Annotated in this window: 19 protein-coding genes; 7 read left to right on the forward strand and 12 right to left on the reverse strand. The window is 55.7% G+C overall.

Annotation, left to right across the window (positions count from 1 at the left end):
- Positions 1 to 19: 19 nt before the first annotated feature.
- From MW046_RS02355 to MW046_RS02370, 4 genes are all read right to left on the reverse strand, one after another.
- Complete coding sequence (locus MW046_RS02355; RefSeq protein ID WP_247993966.1) at positions 20 to 946, reverse strand: mechanosensitive ion channel family protein; 927 nt, start codon at positions 944 to 946, stop codon at positions 20 to 22.
- 193 nt (positions 947 to 1,139) lie between these two features.
- Positions 1,140 to 2,567, reverse strand: a complete 1,428-nt coding sequence (locus MW046_RS02360) for a Coenzyme F420 hydrogenase/dehydrogenase, beta subunit C-terminal domain (RefSeq protein ID WP_247993967.1) — start codon at positions 2,565 to 2,567, stop codon at positions 1,140 to 1,142.
- Positions 2,557 to 4,263, reverse strand: a complete 1,707-nt coding sequence (locus MW046_RS02365) for a nitrite/sulfite reductase (protein ID WP_247993968.1) — start codon at positions 4,261 to 4,263, stop codon at positions 2,557 to 2,559. Before MW046_RS02365 ends, MW046_RS02360 begins: the two co-directional genes overlap by 11 nt.
- A gap of 246 nt (positions 4,264 to 4,509) precedes the next feature.
- Positions 4,510 to 5,760: a polysaccharide deacetylase family protein gene (locus MW046_RS02370; protein WP_247993969.1), complete on the reverse strand. Its 1,251-nt coding sequence runs from the start codon at positions 5,758 to 5,760 to the stop codon at positions 4,510 to 4,512.
- A gap of 267 nt (positions 5,761 to 6,027) precedes the next feature.
- On the opposite strand from MW046_RS02370, the gene MW046_RS02375 reads away from it, so the two are divergent.
- The 3 genes from MW046_RS02375 (at position 6,028) to MW046_RS02385 (ending at position 9,077) form a co-directional block, all read left to right on the forward strand.
- The gene (locus MW046_RS02375; RefSeq protein ID WP_247993970.1) at positions 6,028 to 7,176 is read left to right on the forward strand and encodes a thiolase family protein; all 1,149 of its coding nucleotides are present in this window, start codon (positions 6,028 to 6,030) and stop codon (positions 7,174 to 7,176) included.
- Positions 7,177 to 7,244: 68 nt separating this feature from the next.
- Complete coding sequence (locus tag MW046_RS02380) at positions 7,245 to 8,036, forward strand: enoyl-CoA hydratase/isomerase family protein (protein WP_247993971.1); 792 nt, start codon at positions 7,245 to 7,247, stop codon at positions 8,034 to 8,036.
- Between the two features lie 204 nt (positions 8,037 to 8,240).
- Entirely contained in the window at positions 8,241 to 9,077 is an 837-nt protein-coding gene (locus MW046_RS02385) for an SDR family oxidoreductase (protein WP_247993972.1), read from the forward strand.
- 142 nt (positions 9,078 to 9,219) lie between these two features.
- Here the strand turns inward: MW046_RS02385 and MW046_RS02390 are convergent, their stop codons facing one another.
- From MW046_RS02390 to MW046_RS02405, 4 genes are all read right to left on the reverse strand, one after another.
- Positions 9,220 to 9,444, reverse strand: coding sequence for a hypothetical protein (locus MW046_RS02390; protein WP_247993973.1), 225 nt, complete (start codon positions 9,442 to 9,444; stop codon positions 9,220 to 9,222).
- Positions 9,445 to 9,890: 446 nt separating this feature from the next.
- A complete protein-coding gene (locus MW046_RS02395) occupies positions 9,891 to 10,304 on the reverse strand; it encodes a hypothetical protein (RefSeq protein WP_247993974.1) in 414 nt (137 codons plus the stop codon).
- Between the two features lie 386 nt (positions 10,305 to 10,690).
- A complete protein-coding gene (locus MW046_RS02400; protein ID WP_247993975.1) occupies positions 10,691 to 11,878 on the reverse strand; it encodes an outer membrane protein assembly factor BamB family protein in 1,188 nt (395 codons plus the stop codon).
- Between the two features lie 135 nt (positions 11,879 to 12,013).
- Positions 12,014 to 12,589, reverse strand: coding sequence for a DNA-3-methyladenine glycosylase family protein (locus MW046_RS02405; RefSeq protein WP_247993976.1), 576 nt, complete (start codon positions 12,587 to 12,589; stop codon positions 12,014 to 12,016).
- Positions 12,590 to 13,340: 751 nt separating this feature from the next.
- Between MW046_RS02405 and MW046_RS02410 the strand changes: the two genes are divergently transcribed.
- Both MW046_RS02410 and MW046_RS02415 read left to right on the forward strand, forming a co-directional pair.
- Positions 13,341 to 13,742 carry a DUF5805 domain-containing protein gene (locus tag MW046_RS02410; protein ID WP_247993977.1) on the forward strand — a complete coding sequence of 134 codons (402 nt, stop codon included), beginning with the start codon at positions 13,341 to 13,343 and terminating at the stop codon, positions 13,740 to 13,742.
- A complete protein-coding gene (locus tag MW046_RS02415; protein WP_247993978.1) occupies positions 13,726 to 14,757 on the forward strand; it encodes a tyrosine-type recombinase/integrase in 1,032 nt (343 codons plus the stop codon). Before MW046_RS02410 ends, MW046_RS02415 begins: the two co-directional genes overlap by 17 nt.
- Positions 14,758 to 14,959: 202 nt before the next feature.
- Here MW046_RS02415 and MW046_RS02420 read toward each other — a convergent pair whose 3' ends face one another.
- On the reverse strand, positions 14,960 to 15,427 hold the full coding sequence (locus MW046_RS02420; protein ID WP_247993979.1) for a hypothetical protein: 468 nt from the start codon (positions 15,425 to 15,427) through the stop codon (positions 14,960 to 14,962).
- Between the two features lie 235 nt (positions 15,428 to 15,662).
- Between MW046_RS02420 and MW046_RS02425 the strand changes: the two genes are divergently transcribed.
- Positions 15,663 to 16,673 (forward strand): NADP-dependent oxidoreductase, encoded by a 1,011-nt coding sequence (locus MW046_RS02425; RefSeq protein ID WP_247993980.1) that lies wholly within the window; start codon positions 15,663 to 15,665, stop codon positions 16,671 to 16,673.
- A gap of 47 nt (positions 16,674 to 16,720) precedes the next feature.
- Here MW046_RS02425 and MW046_RS02430 read toward each other — a convergent pair whose 3' ends face one another.
- The 3 genes from MW046_RS02430 to MW046_RS02440 all read right to left on the reverse strand — a co-directional run bounded on the left by MW046_RS02430 (position 16,721) and on the right by MW046_RS02440 (position 19,385).
- The gene (locus MW046_RS02430; protein WP_247993981.1) at positions 16,721 to 17,845 is read right to left on the reverse strand and encodes a thiamine pyrophosphate-dependent enzyme; all 1,125 of its coding nucleotides are present in this window, start codon (positions 17,843 to 17,845) and stop codon (positions 16,721 to 16,723) included.
- Positions 17,846 to 18,057: 212 nt separating this feature from the next.
- Positions 18,058 to 18,663: an HD domain-containing protein gene (locus MW046_RS02435; RefSeq protein ID WP_247993982.1), complete on the reverse strand. Its 606-nt coding sequence runs from the start codon at positions 18,661 to 18,663 to the stop codon at positions 18,058 to 18,060.
- A gap of 2 nt (positions 18,664 to 18,665) precedes the next feature.
- Positions 18,666 to 19,385: an EthD domain-containing protein gene (locus tag MW046_RS02440; RefSeq protein ID WP_247993983.1), complete on the reverse strand. Its 720-nt coding sequence runs from the start codon at positions 19,383 to 19,385 to the stop codon at positions 18,666 to 18,668.
- A 235-nt stretch (positions 19,386 to 19,620) separates the two neighbouring features.
- Between MW046_RS02440 and MW046_RS02445 the strand changes: the two genes are divergently transcribed.
- Complete coding sequence (locus MW046_RS02445; protein WP_247993984.1) at positions 19,621 to 21,180, forward strand: S8 family peptidase; 1,560 nt, start codon at positions 19,621 to 19,623, stop codon at positions 21,178 to 21,180.

Genomic DNA, 21,180 nt, shown 5'->3' on the forward strand with positions numbered 1-21,180 from the left:
CGGACGGTTTTACACCGGTTCAGTCGTTGACCGTCGCGTCACGCTGGGGCGGCATGACGGGATCGGAGACCGAAACCTCGCCAGTGAGTTCGGTGAAGGGGTAGGGCATGTCGATTCCCTCGGCGTCGAACCGCTCTTTGACTGCTTGGACGAAATCGGATCGAACCTTCACGTAGTCACTGTGTGTCGGGTCGGCGATCCAGACCGCGCCCGTCAATCCGACGTATGAATCACCAAGCTCCGTGAGTCTGACGACAGGACTCGGATCGCTGACCGTACCCGGTGTGCTGCGTGCTTCCTCAAGGATGACCTGCTTTGCGTGTTCGATGTCGTCGTCGTAGTCGATCCCGAACAAGAACGTGATCCGCAGCGTGTCGTTCGAAACGGGGTTCGTAACCGCGTTGTTCGCGAGATGGGAGTTCGGAACGGTGATCACTTCGTTGTCGAACGTCTCGATCTTCGACGTTCGAAGCTGAACTTCGCGTACGACTCCCTCGTTGTCGTTCCACTCGATCCAGTCACCGACGTGAAACGGCTCGTCGCGAAGGATGAAGACGCCGGACACGAAGTTGCTGACCATGTCTTGAGCGGCAAACCCGACCGCCAGCGCCACTGCTCCGGTGAGCGTTGCAAACGCTGACATCACGACCTCGAAGCCCGCGATGGTCGAGGCGGCCGCGATCGAAATGAGCAGGGCAACCGCCTCCACAATGCTCATCGAGAGGCTAACCACCGTCGGGTCCACATCACGGGAGTGGAGAAGACGCTGAAGTGCAGGCTTGAATACCCGTTTCAGCGCGTAGTACAACAGCGCGAACGCAGCGACGAACGTTATCATCGTCCCGAGCGCTTCGAACGCCGTTCCTTGGGACTGCTCGATCAGCTTGTCGAAATCCGAAACTGTCGAATTGTTCGTCGAAGCGCTCGCCTGGAGTATTGGATGCATTGTTGGTATGAACAGTAATAGTCGTATAACCGTTGCGGTTGTTTTCGAAACTAATCAAACAACTATATTGTACTATCCGGTGCGACAGTAACGGTCTCGGGGGGTTCGAGACCGTCCACGTATCTGCCCCTACAATCAATAAAAATTCAAATACTTATTTGTAGGCTTCAAATAATGAGTTATCCGCGCCCGATCAGTGGTCAGCGTCGTGGGGGTTGGGTTCGGTAGCGTACTGATCTGCGTGGTCCGTGTACTCGATGAACCGAGGTGCATCGGGATCGAACGGTCGTTCGAGCGAGTCGAAGGCCTTCTTTTTGTCCCAGCCCTGAAGCTTGCCGATCGCGCTGCGGTCTTCGAGATCGTGGTACTCGAGGTCCTCAGCCGTCAGTTCCCACGCGGCCATGCCCGTCTCAGTGCGAACAATAACACTAGAGAACTCCTCGCTGCTTCCGACCGAACCGACGGCCAGATCCGCACAGAGTCCCGAGAAATCCGCACACTCATCACAGCCTTTGAGCGCCGCGTCGTGGAACTGTTCGACGTCCTCTTCGAGCAGCATCTCCCCCTCCCGGTCGTACACCATCATCTTCCCGTGAAGCACGTCGAGCTTGCCGATGTCATTCGGATCGATCCCTCGCTTTGCTTCGAGTTGCTCTCCAATGAGTTTCTGGTAGTTGAAGTTTTTCGTACACATCAGCGCGATCGTGTAATCGATCGCGCGCACACCCACATTTTGAGACTGATAGTCCCACTCGAAGTCCTGAAGCGCCCGAACACCTTCGATCTCACACGGCGTTCCCACGAGCGCCAACGAAAGATCTTCTGGAGATTTATCCGGGAGTTTGTCCTCCCAGCGGGCTATGTCGAGATTTCCGAGCGCCATCGTCTGGTTGTAGAAGCTCCCGGCGTTCTCGATCAGCTCTGAGGGTGTGATTGCGAGGAACGACTCGGCTTTCCAAGGGTCTGTCTCGGATTCGGTGGCGATGAGCGCCCCATCGATCTCGTCGGCCTCGAGCAAATGAATCAGGACGCTCGTGACGACGCCGCCGTCTTGGGCGTTTTCGCGCCACTCGTCTCTGACTTTGGCTGAGAACTCGGTGATTGGATCGCCCGCACCGCTTACGTTGTCCTCGCCGCCGGTGATCTTCCATTGACGCTCGTACCGAAGTCCACCCCGGGGACAGAAGTCCCAACACAGAGAACAGCCCGTACACATCTTCACCAGTTTCGGGAGTCCGTCCTCACCGATTCCGATCGAATCGGACGGACAGGACGCGACACAGGTCCCACACTGGATACACCGGTCGTCCTGGATGACTGCCTCGTCGAGTTCCATGAACCACGTTTTCTCGTCGGGCGTTTCGATCCCGTTCATCTCATCACGAATGCCGTATCCCGGCGTATCGAGCGCCACGCCATCGGGAACGCCGACGCGCTCGTCGGGCCGGCCGTGATCGACGTCCTGACTGGCGTCGTCCGCTGGCTGGGTGAATTCGATCTCGCCGAGATCGCCGTCCCGATCAACGTTCGTCGGAACGCTTCCTCCATCCGTGACCGTGTGCTGAGCGGACGGAACGCCCGGCAGCGATCGCTCGTTGGCGGACGCCGGATCAGTCCCCATGAGAAACACCCCGTGAGACTGGCGCATCGGCGCGTTGCATGAGCGTTCGCAGTCTGTCGTTGTCCACCCGGCGACACCATTCATAGAATCGTTCGCCATCGGCACGTTCCTCGGCGTAGACGGCAAACAGCTGTTCGAGTGCTGGGATCACGGCTTCAGCCGGAACGGCCGTTTCGACCCAGTCGATAAAGGCGTTGTCCACGCCGAGGCTGCCCCCGAGTCCGAAATCCATCCCTTCGACGATGGTGTCGCCTTCGTCGTTGGAGCTTCGGTCGGGATCGGTTATCGTGACCGTCTCGCCTCGGAAACCGATATCAGCGATCTGGGGCTGGGCGCAGGAGGCCGAACAACCGCTCATGTGCATCCGAACGACGTCCAAATCTTCCGGCGTCTCGATGCGGTCGTCTAATTCTCGCGCCCACTGCTTCACGCGCTGTTTCGTCTCGATGATTCCGTAGTTGCAGAATTCGCTGCCGGTACAACCGACTGCACCCCGGGAAAAGGGACCAGGATCGGGCTGGTATTCGGCAGCGAACGGCTCGGAGATGAGATCGTCGGTGGCGTCGTTCGGTACGTGACTGAGCAGGAAGTTCTGCTCAGTCGCCAACCGAACCGAGGCCTCGTCGGTACCGTATCGGCGAGCGGCACGAGCGGCTGACGCGAACTCCGATCCACCGATCCGTCCGGCGACGACGTTGAAGCCGACGTACGACAGTCCGTCGTCTTTCTGTTCGTGAACGCCCACGTGGTCGCCGGTGTATCCTTCGGTGAGATCTACGCCGCGGTCACGCAAGGGAACCGAACACCGGTCACGGACGGCTTGCTCGAACGTTTCCGGACCGAGCTGTTCGACAAGATACCGCATTCGGCACACCCCGCGGTTGTGACGGTCACCCAACTCTTTGAACACCTGCGCGATGGCACGACAGAATTCGACTGTATCCTCCGGAGGGACGAACACATCGAGCGGTGAGGCCATCCGCGGTCCATCCGACAGCCCGCCACCGACGCGGGCGTGAAAGCCGTAGTACCACTCGCCGTCGATGCGTCGCTTTGCCGGTATCAATCCCACGTCGTTGATCTGTGATTGGGCACAATCCTCCCGGCAGCCCGTGATCGTCATTTTGAACTTCCGAGGAAGGTTCGCATACTCTCGATTCCCCGTGAAAAAGTCCGAAACCGCGTTCACGACCGGCTGAGCGTCGAAACACTCGTGATCGTCGAGACCTGCGACCGGACAGCCCAAGACGTTTCGTGCACCATCGCCACACCCCTGTACCGTCGTGAGACCCACCGCATCGTATCGCTTCCATATCTCAGGGATGTCCTCGATCTCGATCCAATGCATTTGGACGTCTTGACGGGTCGTGATATCGAGGAAACCGTCACCCCACTCCTCGTTTTGCTCGCTCCCGCCGAATGCCTCGGGAGCAGTAGCGAACTCCTCGGCGACGGTACCGATCACTTCGGCTTGCTCGGGAGTCAAATACCCCCCCGGAACCTTCGTTCGGAGCATGAAATACCCCTGATGTTGGCCATGCGTGTACAGCCCGGCCCATTTCAGCCGCTCCCACTCCCCCTCTCCGGCACGGGCTTCGATCTCGTCGAACGTCAATCCCTCGTGAGCATATTCGTACACGTCGTCGATAACGTCTAACGGATGTTTGTCCTGTTTCCACTGTTCGACAGTATTCATGAATTCTCCGTGGCCTGTGATACAAGCTCACCCATGAGATTGTATCTCTGCCTTGCGGCCAGTCATGTCGATGCTACCCGATCGAGGCGGGTTTTGCCATAATGTGTGACAGAGTAACACCGAACGATCAGTCGAGACGTAGCAGACAGTGCTCGACAGACGATTACTCACGGAGAACGGTGATGATCACGGCGTCCCAGCTACCGGAAAACGCCACGGAAGATCAAGTATCGATTCCATCGAACGTCACCAGCCATCGCTGTCGATGAGCTGCGATGGGGTGACGACATCGACATCTTTGCTGTTGACGTGGTCGACGATCTGCTCAAACGTATCGACGGAAACGCCCTCACTTCCGATTTCGTGGTACGAGATAACAGCTAATTGGTTGAATTCCGCGGCCATATCGACGATTTGGCTCGTTCCGTCGGCTGATGGACCCTGTACGCGAGAGATGAATGCAGAATTACTCGGATGCTTGGCGTTGTTCGGCCCTGCTCCGAAGAGATACCCGGTTTCGAACAGATCGTTGATGTGGTTGAGAGTGGTCGTATCGACCCGGCTGTAGGGAGCGACGAAATGGCGAGCGCCGTTCGTGAACCCCTTGACTTCGAGATACTGTTTGGTTTGCTGGAGGATCTGTCGTTGTTCCTTAGATGAGTGATCCGGGAGGAGTTCACTGGCGTGTCCGATCATATCCCATCCATCCCCGCCCATCTCACGCATGTCGGCTTCAGTAATGCGGTCATCGCCACCGACCGCGTTCGGAGCGACGGCGACAGCGCCCGACCAGCCGTTCTGTTTCAACGTCGGATAGGCCGTTTCGTAAGCACTCACGTGTCCGTCGTCGAACTGAAACATCACCTTTCCGGTGTCGGGCTTCGGTATCTTCCGCAGGTCGTCGACCAACACCTGAAACGGCTTGTCCACGGGTCCGATCTGAACGTTCACCTTGGTCACGCTGTCCAACACCGGATTCCCCCGTTTGCCAGTGTACCCGAGATCAAAGCGGACCCAGCCATCGAGTTCGATCGGAATGTGTCGAGTGCTCGTGAGCATCGTGCTTTGGGCAGGAGCGATGATCTCCGCCCGTACCTTGATACTGTCGGGTTTATTTACCTTTACTGCCAATGAGAGGTCGTGGCTACTGAGGTTCAACGCCTCCGGATAGAATGCGCGGGAAATCTTGGCAACCGGTTCGCTCGCACCGTTTTTGGGTTCGAGCACCATCGATTGACTGCCCTGAAACACGTCTTGACCGGTGCCTCGCAACCGCCCGTTGGTGACCTCCCACCTCGAGATGTCCTCGAAGTCATCAACCGACGTACCAGGTGCACCGGAATCGTCGTTCGTTCCGTTATCCGTGTTCTTCGTGTCGGTAGGAGGGGTGGACGTTGATCCACCGCTTCCCGGAAGCGAGGAACACCCAGCAACCGACATCGCCCCAGCTACACCGACTGTCGTAAGGAATGTCCGTCGAGTTGACTGTCGTTGCATGTATCGTCAATCAGTTGGTAGTCATTATACGTTTTGTGGACGTCCTGAATTGTATGCCAATTTAATTAGGATATATGAAATTTAATGTTTTATTTATTATTTATAATAATGCAATATTCTCTGAATCCGAGTCGTAGTATTATTCGACATCGCTACATCGAATCAGTGTGAGACAACGCAACCGTACTCAGTGAACCAGTAGCTTATATAAAACGGCTCGTATCCCCTCGATGAGTTATTTGAGTGATCAGACAATACGGTACAGCGATGCGAGAAGCAGTCATCGTCGACGCCGTCCGCACTCCGTTTGGCAAGCAATCGGGTGTATTCAGTGACATTCATCCACAGGATCTGGCAGCCGAGCCGTTGGTCGGACTCCAAGAGCGCAACGGGTTCGATCCAGAGAGCATCGAAGACGTGATCTACGGCTGTGTAACCCCAGTCGAAGAACAAGGACTGAACATCGGCCGGATCGCCTCGATGGTCGCTGGGTGGGGTGACGGCGTTCCGGGTGTTCAGCTCAATCGCATGTGTGGGTCGGGCCAGCAGGCAGTCAACTTCGCAGCCGGGCAGATACAAGCGGGAACACACGACGTGGTCATCGCGGGCGGTATCGAGCACATGTCCTGTGTGCCGATGGGTTCGGATGGGAATTCCCTATCAGAAACGTATTTCGAGCAGTTCGATGAGCTTACAACACAAGGAGAGGGAGCCGAACGGATCGCAGAGCAGTGGGGATTCACGCGGGAGGACGTCGACGCGATCGCTGCCGATTCCCAACATCGATGGGGTGATGCGTGGGAGGCAGGCCACTATGACGATCAGATCGTCTCTGTCGAAGCTGAGATCGACGGCGAACCTGTGACGGTCGAGCGAGACGAACACCCACGTCCCGAGACGACCGAGGAGACGCTTCACAATCTACCACTCGCGTTTCGATCACCGGGCGACGGTGTCGTTCATCCAGGGAACTCCTCGGGGATCGTAGACGGCTCATCAGCACTGTTGATCGCAAGTGCCGATGCTGCCGACAAACACGGCTGGGAGCCGATGGCCCGGATCGTCGACAGCCACGTCGTCGGCGTCGATCCGATCACGATGCTCACAGGACCCATTCCAGCCACGCAGGAACTCCTCGACCAACACGACATAACGGTCGACGATATCGATCTGTTCGAAGTCAACGAGGCGTTCGCGCCGGTGATCTGTGCGTGGCTCGAAGAGACCGGTGCAGACTGGGATCGAACTAACGTCAACGGCGGGGCGATCGCTCACGGACACCCACTCGGAGCTACCGGAGCTGCACTCGTAACGAAACTCGCCCACGAACTCGACCGTACCGGCTTAGACACCGCACTTTCGACCATGTGTATCGGCTTCGGACAGGGTATTGCTACACTCATCGAACGCGTGTAAGCGCGCATGCGATCCGATCGTTTCAGTGACCCGGAAGAATTATGCTGGTGGACGACGCGGCTCATCCAATGAGCGAGGATGCAGTCCTGCTCGACATCGAAGACGGAACCGCGACGATCACGTTGAACAACCCCGGAATGCGAAACGCACTCTCCGAGGACGTATCAACCGGTATCATCGAAGCGATTCGCACGATCGAAGGGAGCGACGCCCGCGCCGTCGTGATCAGGGGTGCTGGCGATGCGTTCTGTTCGGGGGGTGATGTCTCCGCGATGATGGAGCGAATGAGCGGCGACGTGGAACTGTACGAGGCTGTGCGGCGGATTCATCAGCAGACGAGCCGCGCTGTTCAACGAGTGTATGAGTGTCATCTTCCGACCGTCGCGCTGATCGAGGGCGTGGCGTTCGGGGCGGGAGCGAACCTCGCCATTGCGTGTGACATCCAACTCGGAAGCAGTGATGCGAAGATCAGTTTTGGCTTCCGGAACGTTGGGCTTGCGACTGACACCGGAACGTCGTATCTGCTCCCACGACTGGTGGGATTGAACACCGCAAAAGAACTCGTCTTTACCGGTCAAGTGCTTGAGGCCGATCGAGCAAAGCAGTTCGGTCTCATAAACCACGTCTACCACGAGGACTTCGAAGAACGGGCCGCCGAGTTCGTCGCTCAACTCGCTCACGGTCCCACCATCGCGCTTGAAGCCTCGAAACGAGCACTCAACCAAGGTCTCGAACAGTCACTCGATCAGGCGATGACCCGCGAAGCTGCCCATCAGGCGGCCGTCTTCGAAACCCACGACCACAAGGAAGGTGCATCAGCGTTCATGGAACGCCGGGAGCCCGATTTCACCGGCGAATAGCCCCCGGAGACTGCGGCGCTTATCGGTGAGCACGCATATCTCGACAGTCACATGATAATTTGAAGACGCGATTCGGACACGACAGCAAGAACTTTCCAAATACGACATTACACTCGTTGAAAATCGTAGTTTGGAAATCAAAGAGAGTGCGGCCGATTCTGTCACACTCACATCGCTTATCTGTGGGCGAATCGAGTAGCGAGTATGGTACCGGATTTGGATGGTCGAACCGCATTTATCACGGGGACAACCCGAGGGATCGGAAAACAGATCGCACTCAGCCTCGCGGAGGCAGGGTGTAACATCGTTTCTACGGGAAAGACGACCGAAGAGGGTGGGGAGTTGCCGGGGACGATCCACCAAACCGCTCAAGAGTGTGAAGAACGCGGCGTACAGGCCCATGCCATTCGGCTGAATCTCCGGGACGAGGAGAACGTGCGGGCGGCTGTCGAGGAGGCGATCGACGTGTTCGGTGAGATCGACATCGTCATCAACAACGCGAGCGCCATTCAATTAGCCCCTGTCGAGGAGATGCCGGCCGACCGATTCGATCTAATGACTGACGTCAACGTGCGAGGAACGTATCTCACCAGTCGGGCGTTCATTCCACACCTGCGCGAGATCGGGGGCGGTCACATCCTGACAAACGCACCGCCGATCACCACGGATCGTTCGCCGGGCAGCGCGGCGTATTCGTGGTCGAAGCTCGGTATGACGTTCGCAACTCTCTCGCTCGCTAAGGAACTCGCCAGCGACGGGATCGCAGCCAACACCCTGTGGCCCGTTACCGCCATCGATACCCGTGCAACGCGGTATTTCGGAATGGGTACCGAAGACGACTGGCGGTCACCGGACGTCGTGGCGGATGCGGTGCTCGAAATCCTTGCTCGTGATCCTGACCAGTTCACTGGGAACGCACTCTATGACGAAGAGGTCCTTCGAGAGTCTGGCATCGAGGACTTCTCGCAGTACAATCTCACAGAAGGAGACCCAGCACCGCTCTCTGCCCAAATGTTCGATCCGGAGTACGAGCGTCCCTAACGGTCCACGAATCGTTTCTGGTGTGGCGGTCGGTGGCCCAGACAGGAGAGTAACGTTGTGGGCGACACTGAATCGATACACCGAGGATAGCGAGTGCTGGCGGTTGTGTCTTCGCAAAAAACGGATGCGACCGCGTGTCTCTCTATCCAGAGAGGACGTGCACGTTGGTGTCGTCGGCCTGAATGCCCAACACGTTGGTACTGATATTGTTGGCCGTGTTGTCGACGTCCACGAGGTCGTTGTCGTTAACGACAGTGGTACACCCACTGTTGATATCGGTCTGTTCGGCAGCAGCGGTACCAGCCCCGCCTGCGATGAGCGTCACGAGCAGGGCAACGGTCAGTACGGTTCGGAATGTTCGTGTCATGATTGGATCTTCGCTGGGGCCTGATCACGGTTGAACGATGAGTACATCATCCATTCTCGGCGCCGATTATCCGATCGAGAGGGAGATCAGCACAGCCGATACCGACCGATTCGACCGGCATGCCAATCGAAATCGGTAGTGTCGTTTGTCCTGATCATCTATCGATCATACCAATATATTTAATATATCGAAATAACTTTCGATGATGCCTTGTGTCATTCCCCAGTATCGCTGTCTACCGAGGAGGAGGATATAAAATATGGTGGAGTATCAAACAGTGATATGATTGATAGGGCCTGTAGTCGAACTCTGATGAATCAGTAAGAACCGCGATCAAATTTGGTAATGGGAACAAAAGAGGGCACCCGGATACAAAGCTCGGTAACGATGTATCTACATATATCATACCAATAATACACCAAAAAATAAAAAATTATATTTCTTCTTTATCCAGAGAGGACGTGTACGTTGGTGTCGTCGACCTGAACGCCCAACACGTTGGTGCTGATGTTGTTGGCCGTGTCGTCAACGTCCACGAGGTCGTCGTCGTTGACGACCGTGGTTTCGCCACTGTTGATCTCGGTTCGTTCGCTTCTCTGTTGAGCATCGTCTTGTTCATCCACCTGATCGTTATCCAGCGCTGAGAGGATGATCACGTTGGAGTCGTCGACCTGAACGCCCAACACGTTGGTGCTGATGTTATTCAGAACGTTGTCAAGTTCAACGAGATCGTTGTCATTAACGACTGTCGTCTCACCGCTGTTAATGTCGGTCTGTTCGGCAGCAGCGGTACCAGCTCCGCCTGCGATGAGCGTCACGAGCAGGATAGCAGTCAATGCGGTTCGGAATGTTCGTGTCATGGTTGTCTCTTGCTGGGGTCCGATCACCACTAGACGAAGTACGTATCACTCACAGCAGCACTGAGCAATCCGACCAGAACAGGGTACAGCACGACCGATACTGACTGATCTCCACACACATATTGATCAAAATTTATAGTATCGGATATACTTATACTTGTTCTATTATATCATCATGCATCATATCCAACAGTGATTGTGAGTGCCGTCTCGTATCATTCCCCAGTATCGATGTTACCGAGGAGGAGGGTATAAAACGTGATGAAGCATCAAACGGTGGTATGATTGAATGAGATGCAACCGTCGTACAGCAGTGTCGGGGTTTTGTGAGTGTTCGAATGATGGTAGAGCGAGACAGTTCCGTACAATCAGTCATCACAGAAGTGTCACGCTGCTTCGAGACAGTACAAGGTTTGATCGGATCCCTCACACGCGACGAAGAGGGCACCGTTAGCGATCGCGAGTCCCTGAACAGTGGACGATGTCGAATGAGACCATCGTTTTGCGCCCGTGCGTATCGAGCCGATTCCAAAACCGCCGTCAGCCGCGAACGCATGGACCGTATCACCACTACTGAGATACAGAGTGTCCCCGGCAGCGACGGGAGCAACAGCGTCGTATCGTCCATCGATCTGCCAGTCCGTCTGCTCGTTATACTCTCGAATCGCCGTGATCCCCTGCGTTCCAGCCGTATAGAACGTAGGATTGGTGTAAATGGGAGCTACACGTGCGAGTTTACGATCGATCGTCCAGAGGGTGGTTCCATTCGATTCCCCGCCTTGGAGCAAGCTCAGAGAATCATCGGTCGTGTGGACGGCGACACCATCCGAAGACGGAATCGTCGTTCCAATAGCACCGTCTACCGTACTGCGCCACGCTTCATGTGGAAACGTATCGGTCTCTTTCCAATAAAACGCATACACCGTTCCCTCGTCAGTCCCCACGTACAGAACGAACGAACGGAATCCGAACGCAGAGATCGCACTGGAAAGATCTTTCTGCCACATCTCATCGCCTGTCTGGAGCGCAACTGCCACTATCGTTCCAGATGTGGTACCGGCGATGAGGTGTGGCGTGGGAACCCCCTCACCAGCGACGACTGTAAGTGTGGTATACTCGTGACCGTCGGCCCCGTAAGACCAGTGGGAGGTACCTGTCGCTGGATCGAGAGCGTACAGGCGTTTTTCACTCGTCATATACACCCGCCCATCGTAGACGATGGGAGAAGAGGGGTCTCTCGCCTCTGGAAGGGTAAACCGCCACAGTTCGTTTCCACTCTCGGCGTCTAGAGCAAGGAGCATACCTGCTGTCGGAAGATAGATCCGCTCGTCCACGATCGCTGGTATCCCAGTCGCCGTTTCTCTCCCGACGGTCCAGCGTTCGCGGACGGACTCCCGAGGTGCTTTCGCATCCGGAACGTATCCCGTATTGGCAGTATCAGCTCGAGGGTAGGGCCAATCCGTGCTCGTATCCGTTCCGGGGGCGAGTGACGAATTATCACTGTTTAGACAGCCAGCAAGCACTGCCGTTAGTACACCCCCTCCTCCGCTGAGAAATACACGACGGGATACCATTGGATAGAATTAATAAACGAATGCTATGTGTTTTGTGGTATGGACAGTACATGAGTGTTGTTGGGTGGTGCCAAGATCAATTCTCTTCGAAAACACGAAATGACCCATAGAATATCATGTTTTTATCGGCAGCATTCAATCTTTTATTGGTGTATCTTCATAATATTGCCAGATATATAACGCTGCGATACTGCGATACGGTCGCCACTGTTCGGCCACTTCGATCATCTCTTTCCGGGTACATTCCCCATACAACTTGATCATCCCGTTTCTGATACCGAGATCCTCTAAGGGGAAAACGTCCTCACGACCGAGTGAAAACATCAAAAACATTTTCGCCGTCCAGACACCTACTCCGTGGATCGTCGTCAATTTCTCGATCACCTCCTGATCAGTCATCTCTTCGAACGAATCACGGGTAAAATCGTTTTCCATAAACGCTTGGGCAGCGTCCTGGATATATTCGATTTTCCTGTGTGATACGCCTAGATCGTTGAGCTCAGTCGCATCAACATCTATCAGCACTTCAGGAGCGATCTCAAAGCGAGCGAATACACGCTCACGGATCGCGTTCGCCGAAGCGGTCGAAAGCTGTTGTTCGATGATCGAAACGACCAACTGCACGAAGGGATCGTCTGTGGGTTCGAGCGAGAGCGGTCCGTACGTATCGATGACCTCCGCAAGGACTGGGTCGGTCCGTAACGGTTCCATCGTTCCGTCTGGGGGACACCATACGTGAAAAACCCTGCGTTACCATGTCACCGAACGGCATCAAAGTACGAAATCGTCGAGCTGTCCGTGTTCATCATCGCCTCGTCCTCGTCTCAATATTCTCCGAAGACGACCACCTATCAAGGGATCCGGACGCCGTCAGTCACGGAGACGGAATCACCCCGTATTCTATACAGTGATATATAATTTATTTGTTTAAAATATAGTCTGAGTATGAGTAATGGTGGGTTTAGATGAATTTATAAAATATAGAAATGAATGTCGTGGAACGTCAGGGATCGCCACAGGGTTTTCCGTGCCTCTGCTGTGGTCTCGTTTTCAGTCGTGGGTTGTCCCCATGACGAGCATTGACGACAACGGCCACATGAACCGCCGTTCGACGCTGTGGCGCAGACAGAAGCGTCATCATGACAGACGAGCGTTCTCGTCTGAGACGTATTCACATCCATCGGGACCGATGGAAGCGACTCCGCAGAGTACCTACCCGACACGCTGAATCCTTTCTCCGGGACGGGACACATACTGCCATGATACTGATATATCCTACGGATACATACCCGATGGTCATTCACAGCGCAAAAATATATCCCATCTCATGGGGTGAATAGTGAATGTAGTGACCATATGAAGCGGGATATAGTTCCGATATCTTTCGACATCAATCGGGATAAGAATCCTTATCCTAATAGATAGGGACAGATTGATAGGCCCCGAGAAAGATCGCACGATCATGGTTGAAGACGACGACAGGGTGTCGATAAAAGTACATATGCCTCGGTGGCAGAAAAAGCGCTGGGTTGCCAACGCCGACCAACTCGACATGACCCAAAGCGAGTTCGTCCGGTCGATGGTACAGGCCGGTCGTCGAGGGTTCGGTGGGGAATCTTCGGAGCCGCCAGAGACCGGTTCCAACGGTGCTACCCCTAGGGGTAACGACCTCGAAACACGTGTCCTCGATGTGCTCCGGAATTCCGACCTCGACTATCTCGGTTGGGAAGAACTTCTCGCCGGTGTCACTGACGACATCGAAGAACAGCTCGAAGCAACGCTCGATTCACTCCAAGAAACCAACCAGATCAAATACAGCGGCCGAAACGGCGGCTACACGATACAGAATGAAAGCACGAACTGACTCGGACGGATCCGATCCGATCACATACTTCATCGACGACCTCACTTACCACGGAAAATCCGAACGCACGCTCAAGGCGTACGAGCGGGTACTTCGTCGTTTCGAGCGGTTCGTGGCCGATCGAGACGCTACCCCGGCGACGGCTACCCAACGCGACTGCATGGCGTTCGTCCATTCGCTTCGAGACTCACTCGCTACGAGTACCGTGGCGTCGTATGCGTCCTACGTTCACCGATTTTACGCCTACATGACGCAAACGGGGGAACTCGATACGAACCCGATGACTCTCGTGATGGCCGAAATGGACGAATCAATCAACACGGATCCGACCCGGCGTGAGATCTCTATCGAAGAGATGCGCACATTCCTTGATGAGATCACCCATCCGCTGGAACGGACCGTCACGCTGTTGCTTTTGAAAACAGGACTGCGCGTCGGGGAGTGTTGCAATCTCGACCTCCGGGATCTCAATCTCGATGCACCGGCCGTCCGTGCGGAGTACGACTACACCCATCGACCACAACTGGACGGACGGGCCGACACACTGTTCGTTTCGAACGACATCGCGGCCGGACAGACGGTCAACGGCGAAGAGCGAACCGCTTCGAACAAACGAAAGCGAGTGACGATGATTCCCATCGACGCGGAGCTAAAAGAGACGCTCATCAGATGGCTTGCGATCCGTCCCGGAACGCCCTCATCTGCAAAGCCGTTGTTTGCGGACACGGGACGGAGCTGGGGACATCGTCTCAAACCGTCCCAAGTGCGGACGTTCGTCCGAAGGCACGCCGAACGGAGAGGATGGTACCGTGTCGGTGGCGGTGCCTCGGAGAACGTCACCCCGCATTATTTTCGTCACTTCTTCACGACCTATCTGCGTGACCGGACTGGTGACCGTGGGATCGTGAAATATCTTCGGGGAGACGTCGCACAGGACATCATTGATACCTACACCCACGACTGGGGGAACCGTGTTCGGGCGGTGTACGAATCAAACATCTACTCGCTCCGCTAACCCACAACGCCACCACGAGTGTACATCACATACCACTATATGAAATATGATTCTCTCAGTGATCGAGGCTTGTCATCAGTCGGTACGGAATGGGTTTTATCGTATGAACATTCCGGACTGATCAGCTGCGAATATAGACTGAACGGTAACAAGACAAATATGGCTTTCGAAGCGGATCAGAAATCGATTGCACTCGGGGGGTTCACCGCACTGTCTTCGTCGCCGTTCGGTGTTCGAACCCATCGGTCGGTCGTTCCGTGACGGTGATTGTGGCTGGGAGACTGTCCGGGAACCCGACTACCAACCGATACGGTTCCACGCCAAGCGACGGTTGGCAGCTAGTCATCCATACCGGACGAGGGGACTGCACCGATGCAATCACGATGTCAAGTGTTTCATCGGAATCATCGTACGATATCTTCGTGGGTTCTACGGTTTCACAGGAACTTCCCCGCTCTATCGTTCCCGTAACGATCGTTTCAGTAGCACCGCGATCGATCGATATCGTTGGACCATCAGAAGTCCGTCCATTCGGCACATCAGTTAATAATTTGAAATTAGCTGATTGCTCAGGTTCGACTGTATCATCACGAGTAAGAAGTAGCGTAGATCCACCGAGTAACAGCGTTAGATACCCTGATACCGATCGAAAGAGGGTACGTCGTCGCATACCTTATCCTGCGTGTGATTCGATATCAACTTTCTCATAGATAAAACAGCTATGTGATATAATACATATATAGATATTACTTCAAATCGCATGATTTCGTACAGTTCGAGTACACTGCGGTGGGTACGACACGTCGGTAGAACACGCATCGATCAGTGTAACAGAGTGTGATTACGGATCCGGTTACACTGTCCGGGATCGCGGAGGCATAATGTGATCCTCTCGAAACACCAATATGCACGAAACGAATCGGCGGTACGTGCTCGCAAAGCGTCCCGAGGGCGTTCCGGATAAAGAAACGTTTGAACTCGAAGAGACCGAAATCCCCGACCTTGAAACGGGTCAAGTACTCGTTCAGACCGTGTACCTGTCCGTCGATCCGTACATGCGCGATCGAATGCGGGCGGGCGAGTCGTACGCAGAGCCGTGGGACGTCGGCGACCCGATGCAGGCAGCCGTCGTCGGTCGCGTCGTCGACTCCGAGAACGGTCAGTGGAACGAAGGCGACTACGTTACCGGTGAACTTGACTGGGCAGAGTACACAGTGACCGGCGGTAGCGCCCTCCATCCAGTCGATCCCGATCTGGCACCCCTCTCGACGTATCTCGGTGTGCTCGGCATGCCCGGCCGAACGGCGTACTTCGGACTACTCGAAGAAGGCAAGCCAACCCCCGGTGACACCGTCGTCGTTTCGGGCGCGGCCGGAGCGGTCGGTTCCACCGTTGTTCAGATCGCGTCGATCGCGGGGTGTCGCGTCGTCGGTTTCGCCGGTAGCGATACCAAAATCGAGTATCTCGAAGAGATCGGGGCCGACGCCGCGATCAACTACAAGCAAACCGACGACTATCGTGCTGCGCTTGATGACGCTGCGCCGGAGGGGGTAGACGTGTACTTCGATAACGTTGGCGGACCGATCAGTGACGCCGTGTTCACCAAACTCAACACCGATGCCCGCATCGCGGTGTGTGGGCAGATCGCACACTACAACGAGGAAGGAGTAGTAACCGGGCCGCGAAAGCTCCCCCAGATTCTTCCGACTCGCGCGACGATCAGTGGCTTCATCGTTAGTGATTATGCTCCTCGATTCGAGCAAGCGACCCAACGTCTCGGGAATTGGGTCGCAGCCGGTGATATCACCTACCGCGAGACCATCACGGAGGGACTCGAAAACGCACCCGATGCGTTCCTCGGACTGTTCGAGGGAGAGAACATCGGAAAACAGCTCGTGCAGGTCACAGACGAGTAGCGTCCGAGTATCTCGGACGCACGCGAACAATCCCGATCCGGAGAGCGTCAGGCTCCGTCCGTGATGGACGTATCGTGGTCCACGAACGCAGAGAGTTCCTCTCGTTGTTTCCGAAGTCTGTCCGGTAGTGACTCGTACGTGTGGTCGATCATCCGTCCGGGATCGACCGACACCGATCGCGCCGTGTCGATAGCGGTTTGCACCTGTGATTCGATCCGGTCGTCGATCGTGGCTTGGCGGTCCATGTCGAGGATCCCCGTTCGATATAGGTGCGTTTCGAGGCGGTCGAGTGGATCGCGTTCTTTCCACTTTTCGACGGCAGTCTCCTCCCGGTAAACGCTGGGATCGTCAGCGGTCGTGTGGGCACCGTATCGATACTGAACCGACTCGATGAGCGTCGGGCGGCGTTCGTCCGTTCGGGGATTTTTTGCTTTTTCGAGCGCGTTCTGCGTAACCATGTACACGGCGAGTGGATCCAGTCCATCGACCCGAACGCCGTCGAATCCATAAGCACGGGCCTTCACTGCGAGCGTCTCGCTGGCAGTTTGGCGTTCACGCGGAACCGATATCGCCCACTGATTGTTGTTACAAACGAAAACGACAGGAACGTCGAACACACCGGCGAAGTTCAACCCTTCGTGGAAATCTCCTTCGCTGGTTGCTCCGTCCCCGAGGTGACACAACACAGCGGTGTCGTGGTTGTTTTGAAGCGTACAGCCCCACGCGACACCGACTGCGTGGGGAATTTGCGTTGCAATAGGGATGTACTCAGGCATGACGTTCACATCTTCGGGTACGGCATACTCATACCCCAACAGCGAACGGATCACCGACGCGAGATCGATACCGTGAACGTACTTCGCGGCGTGCTCGCGGTAGGTCGGAAACAGCCAATCACCCGCATCAAGCGCGTAGCTCGTCGCAACCTGTGACCCTTCCTGCCCCGTCATCGGTGCGTACGTTCCGATCTGTCCCCGACGCTGAAGACTGAGCATTCGCTGATCGAAGTGTCGAGCGAGCTTGATGTGCTCGTACAACGCGAGTCGATCGCTTTTGGACAGTCCGAGCGTCTCCGTCTCCACCCGGAGATGACCATCGCGGTCAAGCACGGAAAACGGCTCCGTATCCGTCATGGTCCTTCGGACCCGGTCGGGATCGTCGTGTGTACTCATGACGATCGGTGGTACGCGGCGTGACCGCTCATCGATACCCGATAAACGCACGGAAGCACGGCTCGATGGGCCGCGATATCCGTCACAGACCCACCGGGACGTCGATCTGACTCCATCGACATACTGGACGCTAAAGCTCTGTCTGCCGGCATGTTTCAATAAAGTGGTGATTGATACTTAATAGTTCCGTGGCTGTAGTTCACATAGATCGATCACTGCGTTTGGCTATGTTCCTCGATCCACTCCTGGAGAGTGATACCCATCGTTGCCTGTGTGATAGCGTTCGATGACGCTGCATTCGCGCTTTTGACGAGTTCGGCTTCGAGCGTTCGCGCAGGGATCTCGCCGTGATAATGAGGGATCGCTCGCTGCACCGAAAGCGGACAGCCGACCTCGTGAGCGAGCGCGTACCCCGAGATGGAGTGTGGAATCACACCGTCGGCATACCGGTGGCGATCGGGGGACTCGAGGAGTGACGAGTCCACGTACTCAGTGTACTCGTAACACTTTCCGACATCGTGTAACAGACAAGCCCCAACGACCACGTCCGAATCCGGTGTAGCACCGTGACGGGCACGCTGAACTGCCATCGATTCGAGCGCGATTTCAGTTACCCCACGTACGTGTTCGACGGTGTTCACCTCGTGGATGTTCCACGCGTAGGGGATGTCTGCGATGTCGCGCCACCCCCCCCGCTCCAATCCGAGCACCCATGCCTCGGAGATCTGTTCACGGAGCTGGTCGTCCTCAACCCGTTCGAGTTCTGGAAATGCGGTTCGGACCTGTGTCTCGTACGCTGGATCGTTGGACTCGGACATCGCTATTCGGTTTCGTCTTTGATGAGTCGTTCCTGACCGACAAAGCGAGGTCGATCCTCGATCGAGAGGAAGTTGTCTACGTCTTCGCGGGGAGCGGACGCTTTCGGATGGTTCGGGTCGTAGTCGCGGGACGATTCGTGTCCCAATCCGGCCCGGAGGGCGTCCAATTCTTCGAAATACAGCTCTGCAATTCCATCGAACTCCGCGTGTTCGGGATCGGTCGGGGTGACGCGAGTGTACCGGACCACACCGGGAATCTCACGAGCGAGCGGCACATGTTCGTTCACCCAGTGATCGAGAAACGCATCGTAGCTCATTCCGTCCTTACGGACGAGAAACGCCGAGTGTTTGTACAGGCCCTCGGTATCACCATCGACCGCATCTAACTCGACAGTCTCTTCGCCGATCAACCGGGGACGCTGTTCCACGTCGAGAAAACTGTCCACATCCGCTCGGGCCTGCGCCGCAACGCGGCGTGACGGATCGTAATCTCGTGACCCTTCGCTTCCGAGCGCGTCGTACAGTGCATCTAACTCTTCGAAGTATAGCTCTGCGATCCCATCGAACTCGGTTGCTGCCCGATCCACCGGAAGAACCTGATGGTAGCGCACGACCCCCTCGATGTCGCGGGCGATCGGCGTGTGGGTCTCGCGCCAGTGATCGAGAAACGCATCGTGACTCAGCCCCGCCTTGCGGACGAGAAGGGCTACGTGTTTGTACATCCGGGAAACTATTGGTATACCGTCTTGATAAAACATAGGGCCGAACACGATAGCACCGAGAACTATTTCGTCCCCCGAACTGGCGCATACCGACCGTCGTAGATTCCATATACATACCAACAACAGTTTCATAAATATAATATACATCTAGATATACAATATTAAATTTACAATATGACATGAATTTGAATAAGAAAAAGTTTTATATTATAGTGAGCTAACCATTGTGCTGGGTATGCGAGAAGATCACTCTGTAAATAGGCGACGATTCCTGCAATTGCTGGGAATGTCCGGTCTTGCAGGCGCGACAGGGGTCTCAGTTGCAACCCCGAGTCGAGAGCCAGGACCGAAGACCGATGAACTGCTGGTCGGTGTGAGCGCGACGGCGAGTAGTCCGCGTGCGTCAGTCGAGTCGCATCTTCCAAGCCAAGCGAACGTCGTTCACGAGAACGATACCTTGGGATACGTCGCTGTCGAACTTCCCGATCAAGCTAACGATCAGGCCTACGAATCTCTGAAACAAGCCGTAGAGAACCGGGGCGCAGTGAAGTACGTCGAGCCGAATACGACCCACCGAGCGTTTTACACGCCGAACGATCCTCAGTACGGTGATCAGTACGCCGATCAGATGGTGAACGCCCCTACCGCGTGGGAAGACACGCTAGGGGATTCGGGTGTGACGATCGCCGTTGTCGACCAAGGGATAAAGTACGACCATCCGGACTTGTCGGGGAACATGGCTAGTGATCCAGGACAGGATTTCGTCGACGGCGACGGGGATCCGTATCCGGACAATCTATCCGAAGAGATCCACGGAACACATGTCGCCGGGATCGCAGCCGCTGGCGTCGACAACGGTACAGGGGTGTCGGGAATCGGAAATTCGACGATCATTTCCGGGCGCGCACTGAGTGAAGACGGGACGGGTTCGACCAGTGACATCGCTGACGCCGTCGAGTGGGCTGCCGATCAGGGGGCAGACGTAATCAATCTCTCACTCGGTGGGGGTGGTTATAACCAGACGATGAAAAACGCCGTTTCGTATGCCACCGACAACGGGGCACTCATCGTCGCGGCTGCGGGGAACTCTGGGAGTCAAGGCGTCTCCTACCCGGCAGCGTACAGCGAATGTGTGGCGATCTCGGCACTCGATTCCGACGGTTCACTCGCATCGTATTCCCAATATGGGACTGACATCGAGCTTGCTGCGCCGGGGACGGACGTTCTCTCGGCGTGGACCGACGACGGCTACAACAGGATCTCCGGTACGTCGATGGCGACGCCGGTAGTTGCGGGAATCGCAGGACTCACCCTCGCCAAATGGGATCTCACCAATAGCGAACTCCGAAGTCATCTCAAGAACACCGCTGTCGACGTCGATCTTTCCAGCGACAAACAGGGGAGCGGCCGCGCCGACGCTGGCAACGCGGTCACTACCGAGCCAGGAGATGGAGGAGGCGGTGGTGGAGGCGACGACTCTATCACGGACAGCGTTACGAGTTCACTGTCCGGATATTGGGACAGCGAATGTCACTCCTGGAACTGGGAGTTCAGCGATCCGACACAGATCGTCGTTGAACTCGACGGTCCGTCGAGTGCGGACTTCGATCTCTTCGTCAACGAAGGCACGGGAAGCTGTCCATCCAGATCCAACTACACACACAACGCTTGGTCAACCAACAGCCAGGAGTCGATCACGATAGAGAATCCCGATACGTCAGCTGCTCTGTACATGCTCGTCGATTCCTACAGCGGCAGCGGAGAGTACACACTCACCGTTACCGAATCTGCGTAG

Origin of the sequence: Halocatena salina (genome assembly GCF_023115355.1) — an archaeon.
GTDB classification, from domain to species: domain Archaea; phylum Halobacteriota; class Halobacteria; order Halobacteriales; family Haloarculaceae; genus Halocatena; species Halocatena salina.

Bases quoted from the DNA above. Each gene is read 5' to 3' on its own strand.
- MW046_RS02355 (WP_247993966.1), bottom strand. From the start codon at position 946: ATGCATCCAATACTCCAGGCGAGCGCTTCGACGAACAATTCGACAGTT.
- MW046_RS02360 (WP_247993967.1), bottom strand. From the start codon at position 2,567: ATGGGGACTGATCCGGCGTCCGCCAACGAGCGATCGCTGCCGGGCGTT.
- MW046_RS02365 (WP_247993968.1), bottom strand. From the start codon at position 4,263: ATGAATACTGTCGAACAGTGGAAACAGGACAAACATCCGTTAGACGTT.
- MW046_RS02370 (WP_247993969.1), bottom strand. From the start codon at position 5,760: ATGCAACGACAGTCAACTCGACGGACATTCCTTACGACAGTCGGTGTA.
- MW046_RS02375 (WP_247993970.1), top strand. From the start codon at position 6,028: ATGCGAGAAGCAGTCATCGTCGACGCCGTCCGCACTCCGTTTGGCAAG.
- MW046_RS02380 (WP_247993971.1), top strand. From the start codon at position 7,245: ATGAGCGAGGATGCAGTCCTGCTCGACATCGAAGACGGAACCGCGACG.
- MW046_RS02385 (WP_247993972.1), top strand. From the start codon at position 8,241: ATGGTACCGGATTTGGATGGTCGAACCGCATTTATCACGGGGACAACC.
- MW046_RS02390 (WP_247993973.1), bottom strand. From the start codon at position 9,444: ATGACACGAACATTCCGAACCGTACTGACCGTTGCCCTGCTCGTGACG.
- MW046_RS02395 (WP_247993974.1), bottom strand. From the start codon at position 10,304: ATGACACGAACATTCCGAACCGCATTGACTGCTATCCTGCTCGTGACG.
- MW046_RS02400 (WP_247993975.1), bottom strand. From the start codon at position 11,878: ATGGTATCCCGTCGTGTATTTCTCAGCGGAGGAGGGGGTGTACTAACG.
- MW046_RS02405 (WP_247993976.1), bottom strand. From the start codon at position 12,589: ATGGAACCGTTACGGACCGACCCAGTCCTTGCGGAGGTCATCGATACG.
- MW046_RS02410 (WP_247993977.1), top strand. From the start codon at position 13,341: ATGGTTGAAGACGACGACAGGGTGTCGATAAAAGTACATATGCCTCGG.
- MW046_RS02415 (WP_247993978.1), top strand. From the start codon at position 13,726: ATGAAAGCACGAACTGACTCGGACGGATCCGATCCGATCACATACTTC.
- MW046_RS02420 (WP_247993979.1), bottom strand. From the start codon at position 15,427: ATGCGACGACGTACCCTCTTTCGATCGGTATCAGGGTATCTAACGCTG.
- MW046_RS02425 (WP_247993980.1), top strand. From the start codon at position 15,663: ATGCACGAAACGAATCGGCGGTACGTGCTCGCAAAGCGTCCCGAGGGC.
- MW046_RS02430 (WP_247993981.1), bottom strand. From the start codon at position 17,845: ATGAGTACACACGACGATCCCGACCGGGTCCGAAGGACCATGACGGAT.
- MW046_RS02435 (WP_247993982.1), bottom strand. From the start codon at position 18,663: ATGTCCGAGTCCAACGATCCAGCGTACGAGACACAGGTCCGAACCGCA.
- MW046_RS02440 (WP_247993983.1), bottom strand. From the start codon at position 19,385: ATGTACAAACACGTAGCCCTTCTCGTCCGCAAGGCGGGGCTGAGTCAC.
- MW046_RS02445 (WP_247993984.1), top strand. From the start codon at position 19,621: ATGCGAGAAGATCACTCTGTAAATAGGCGACGATTCCTGCAATTGCTG.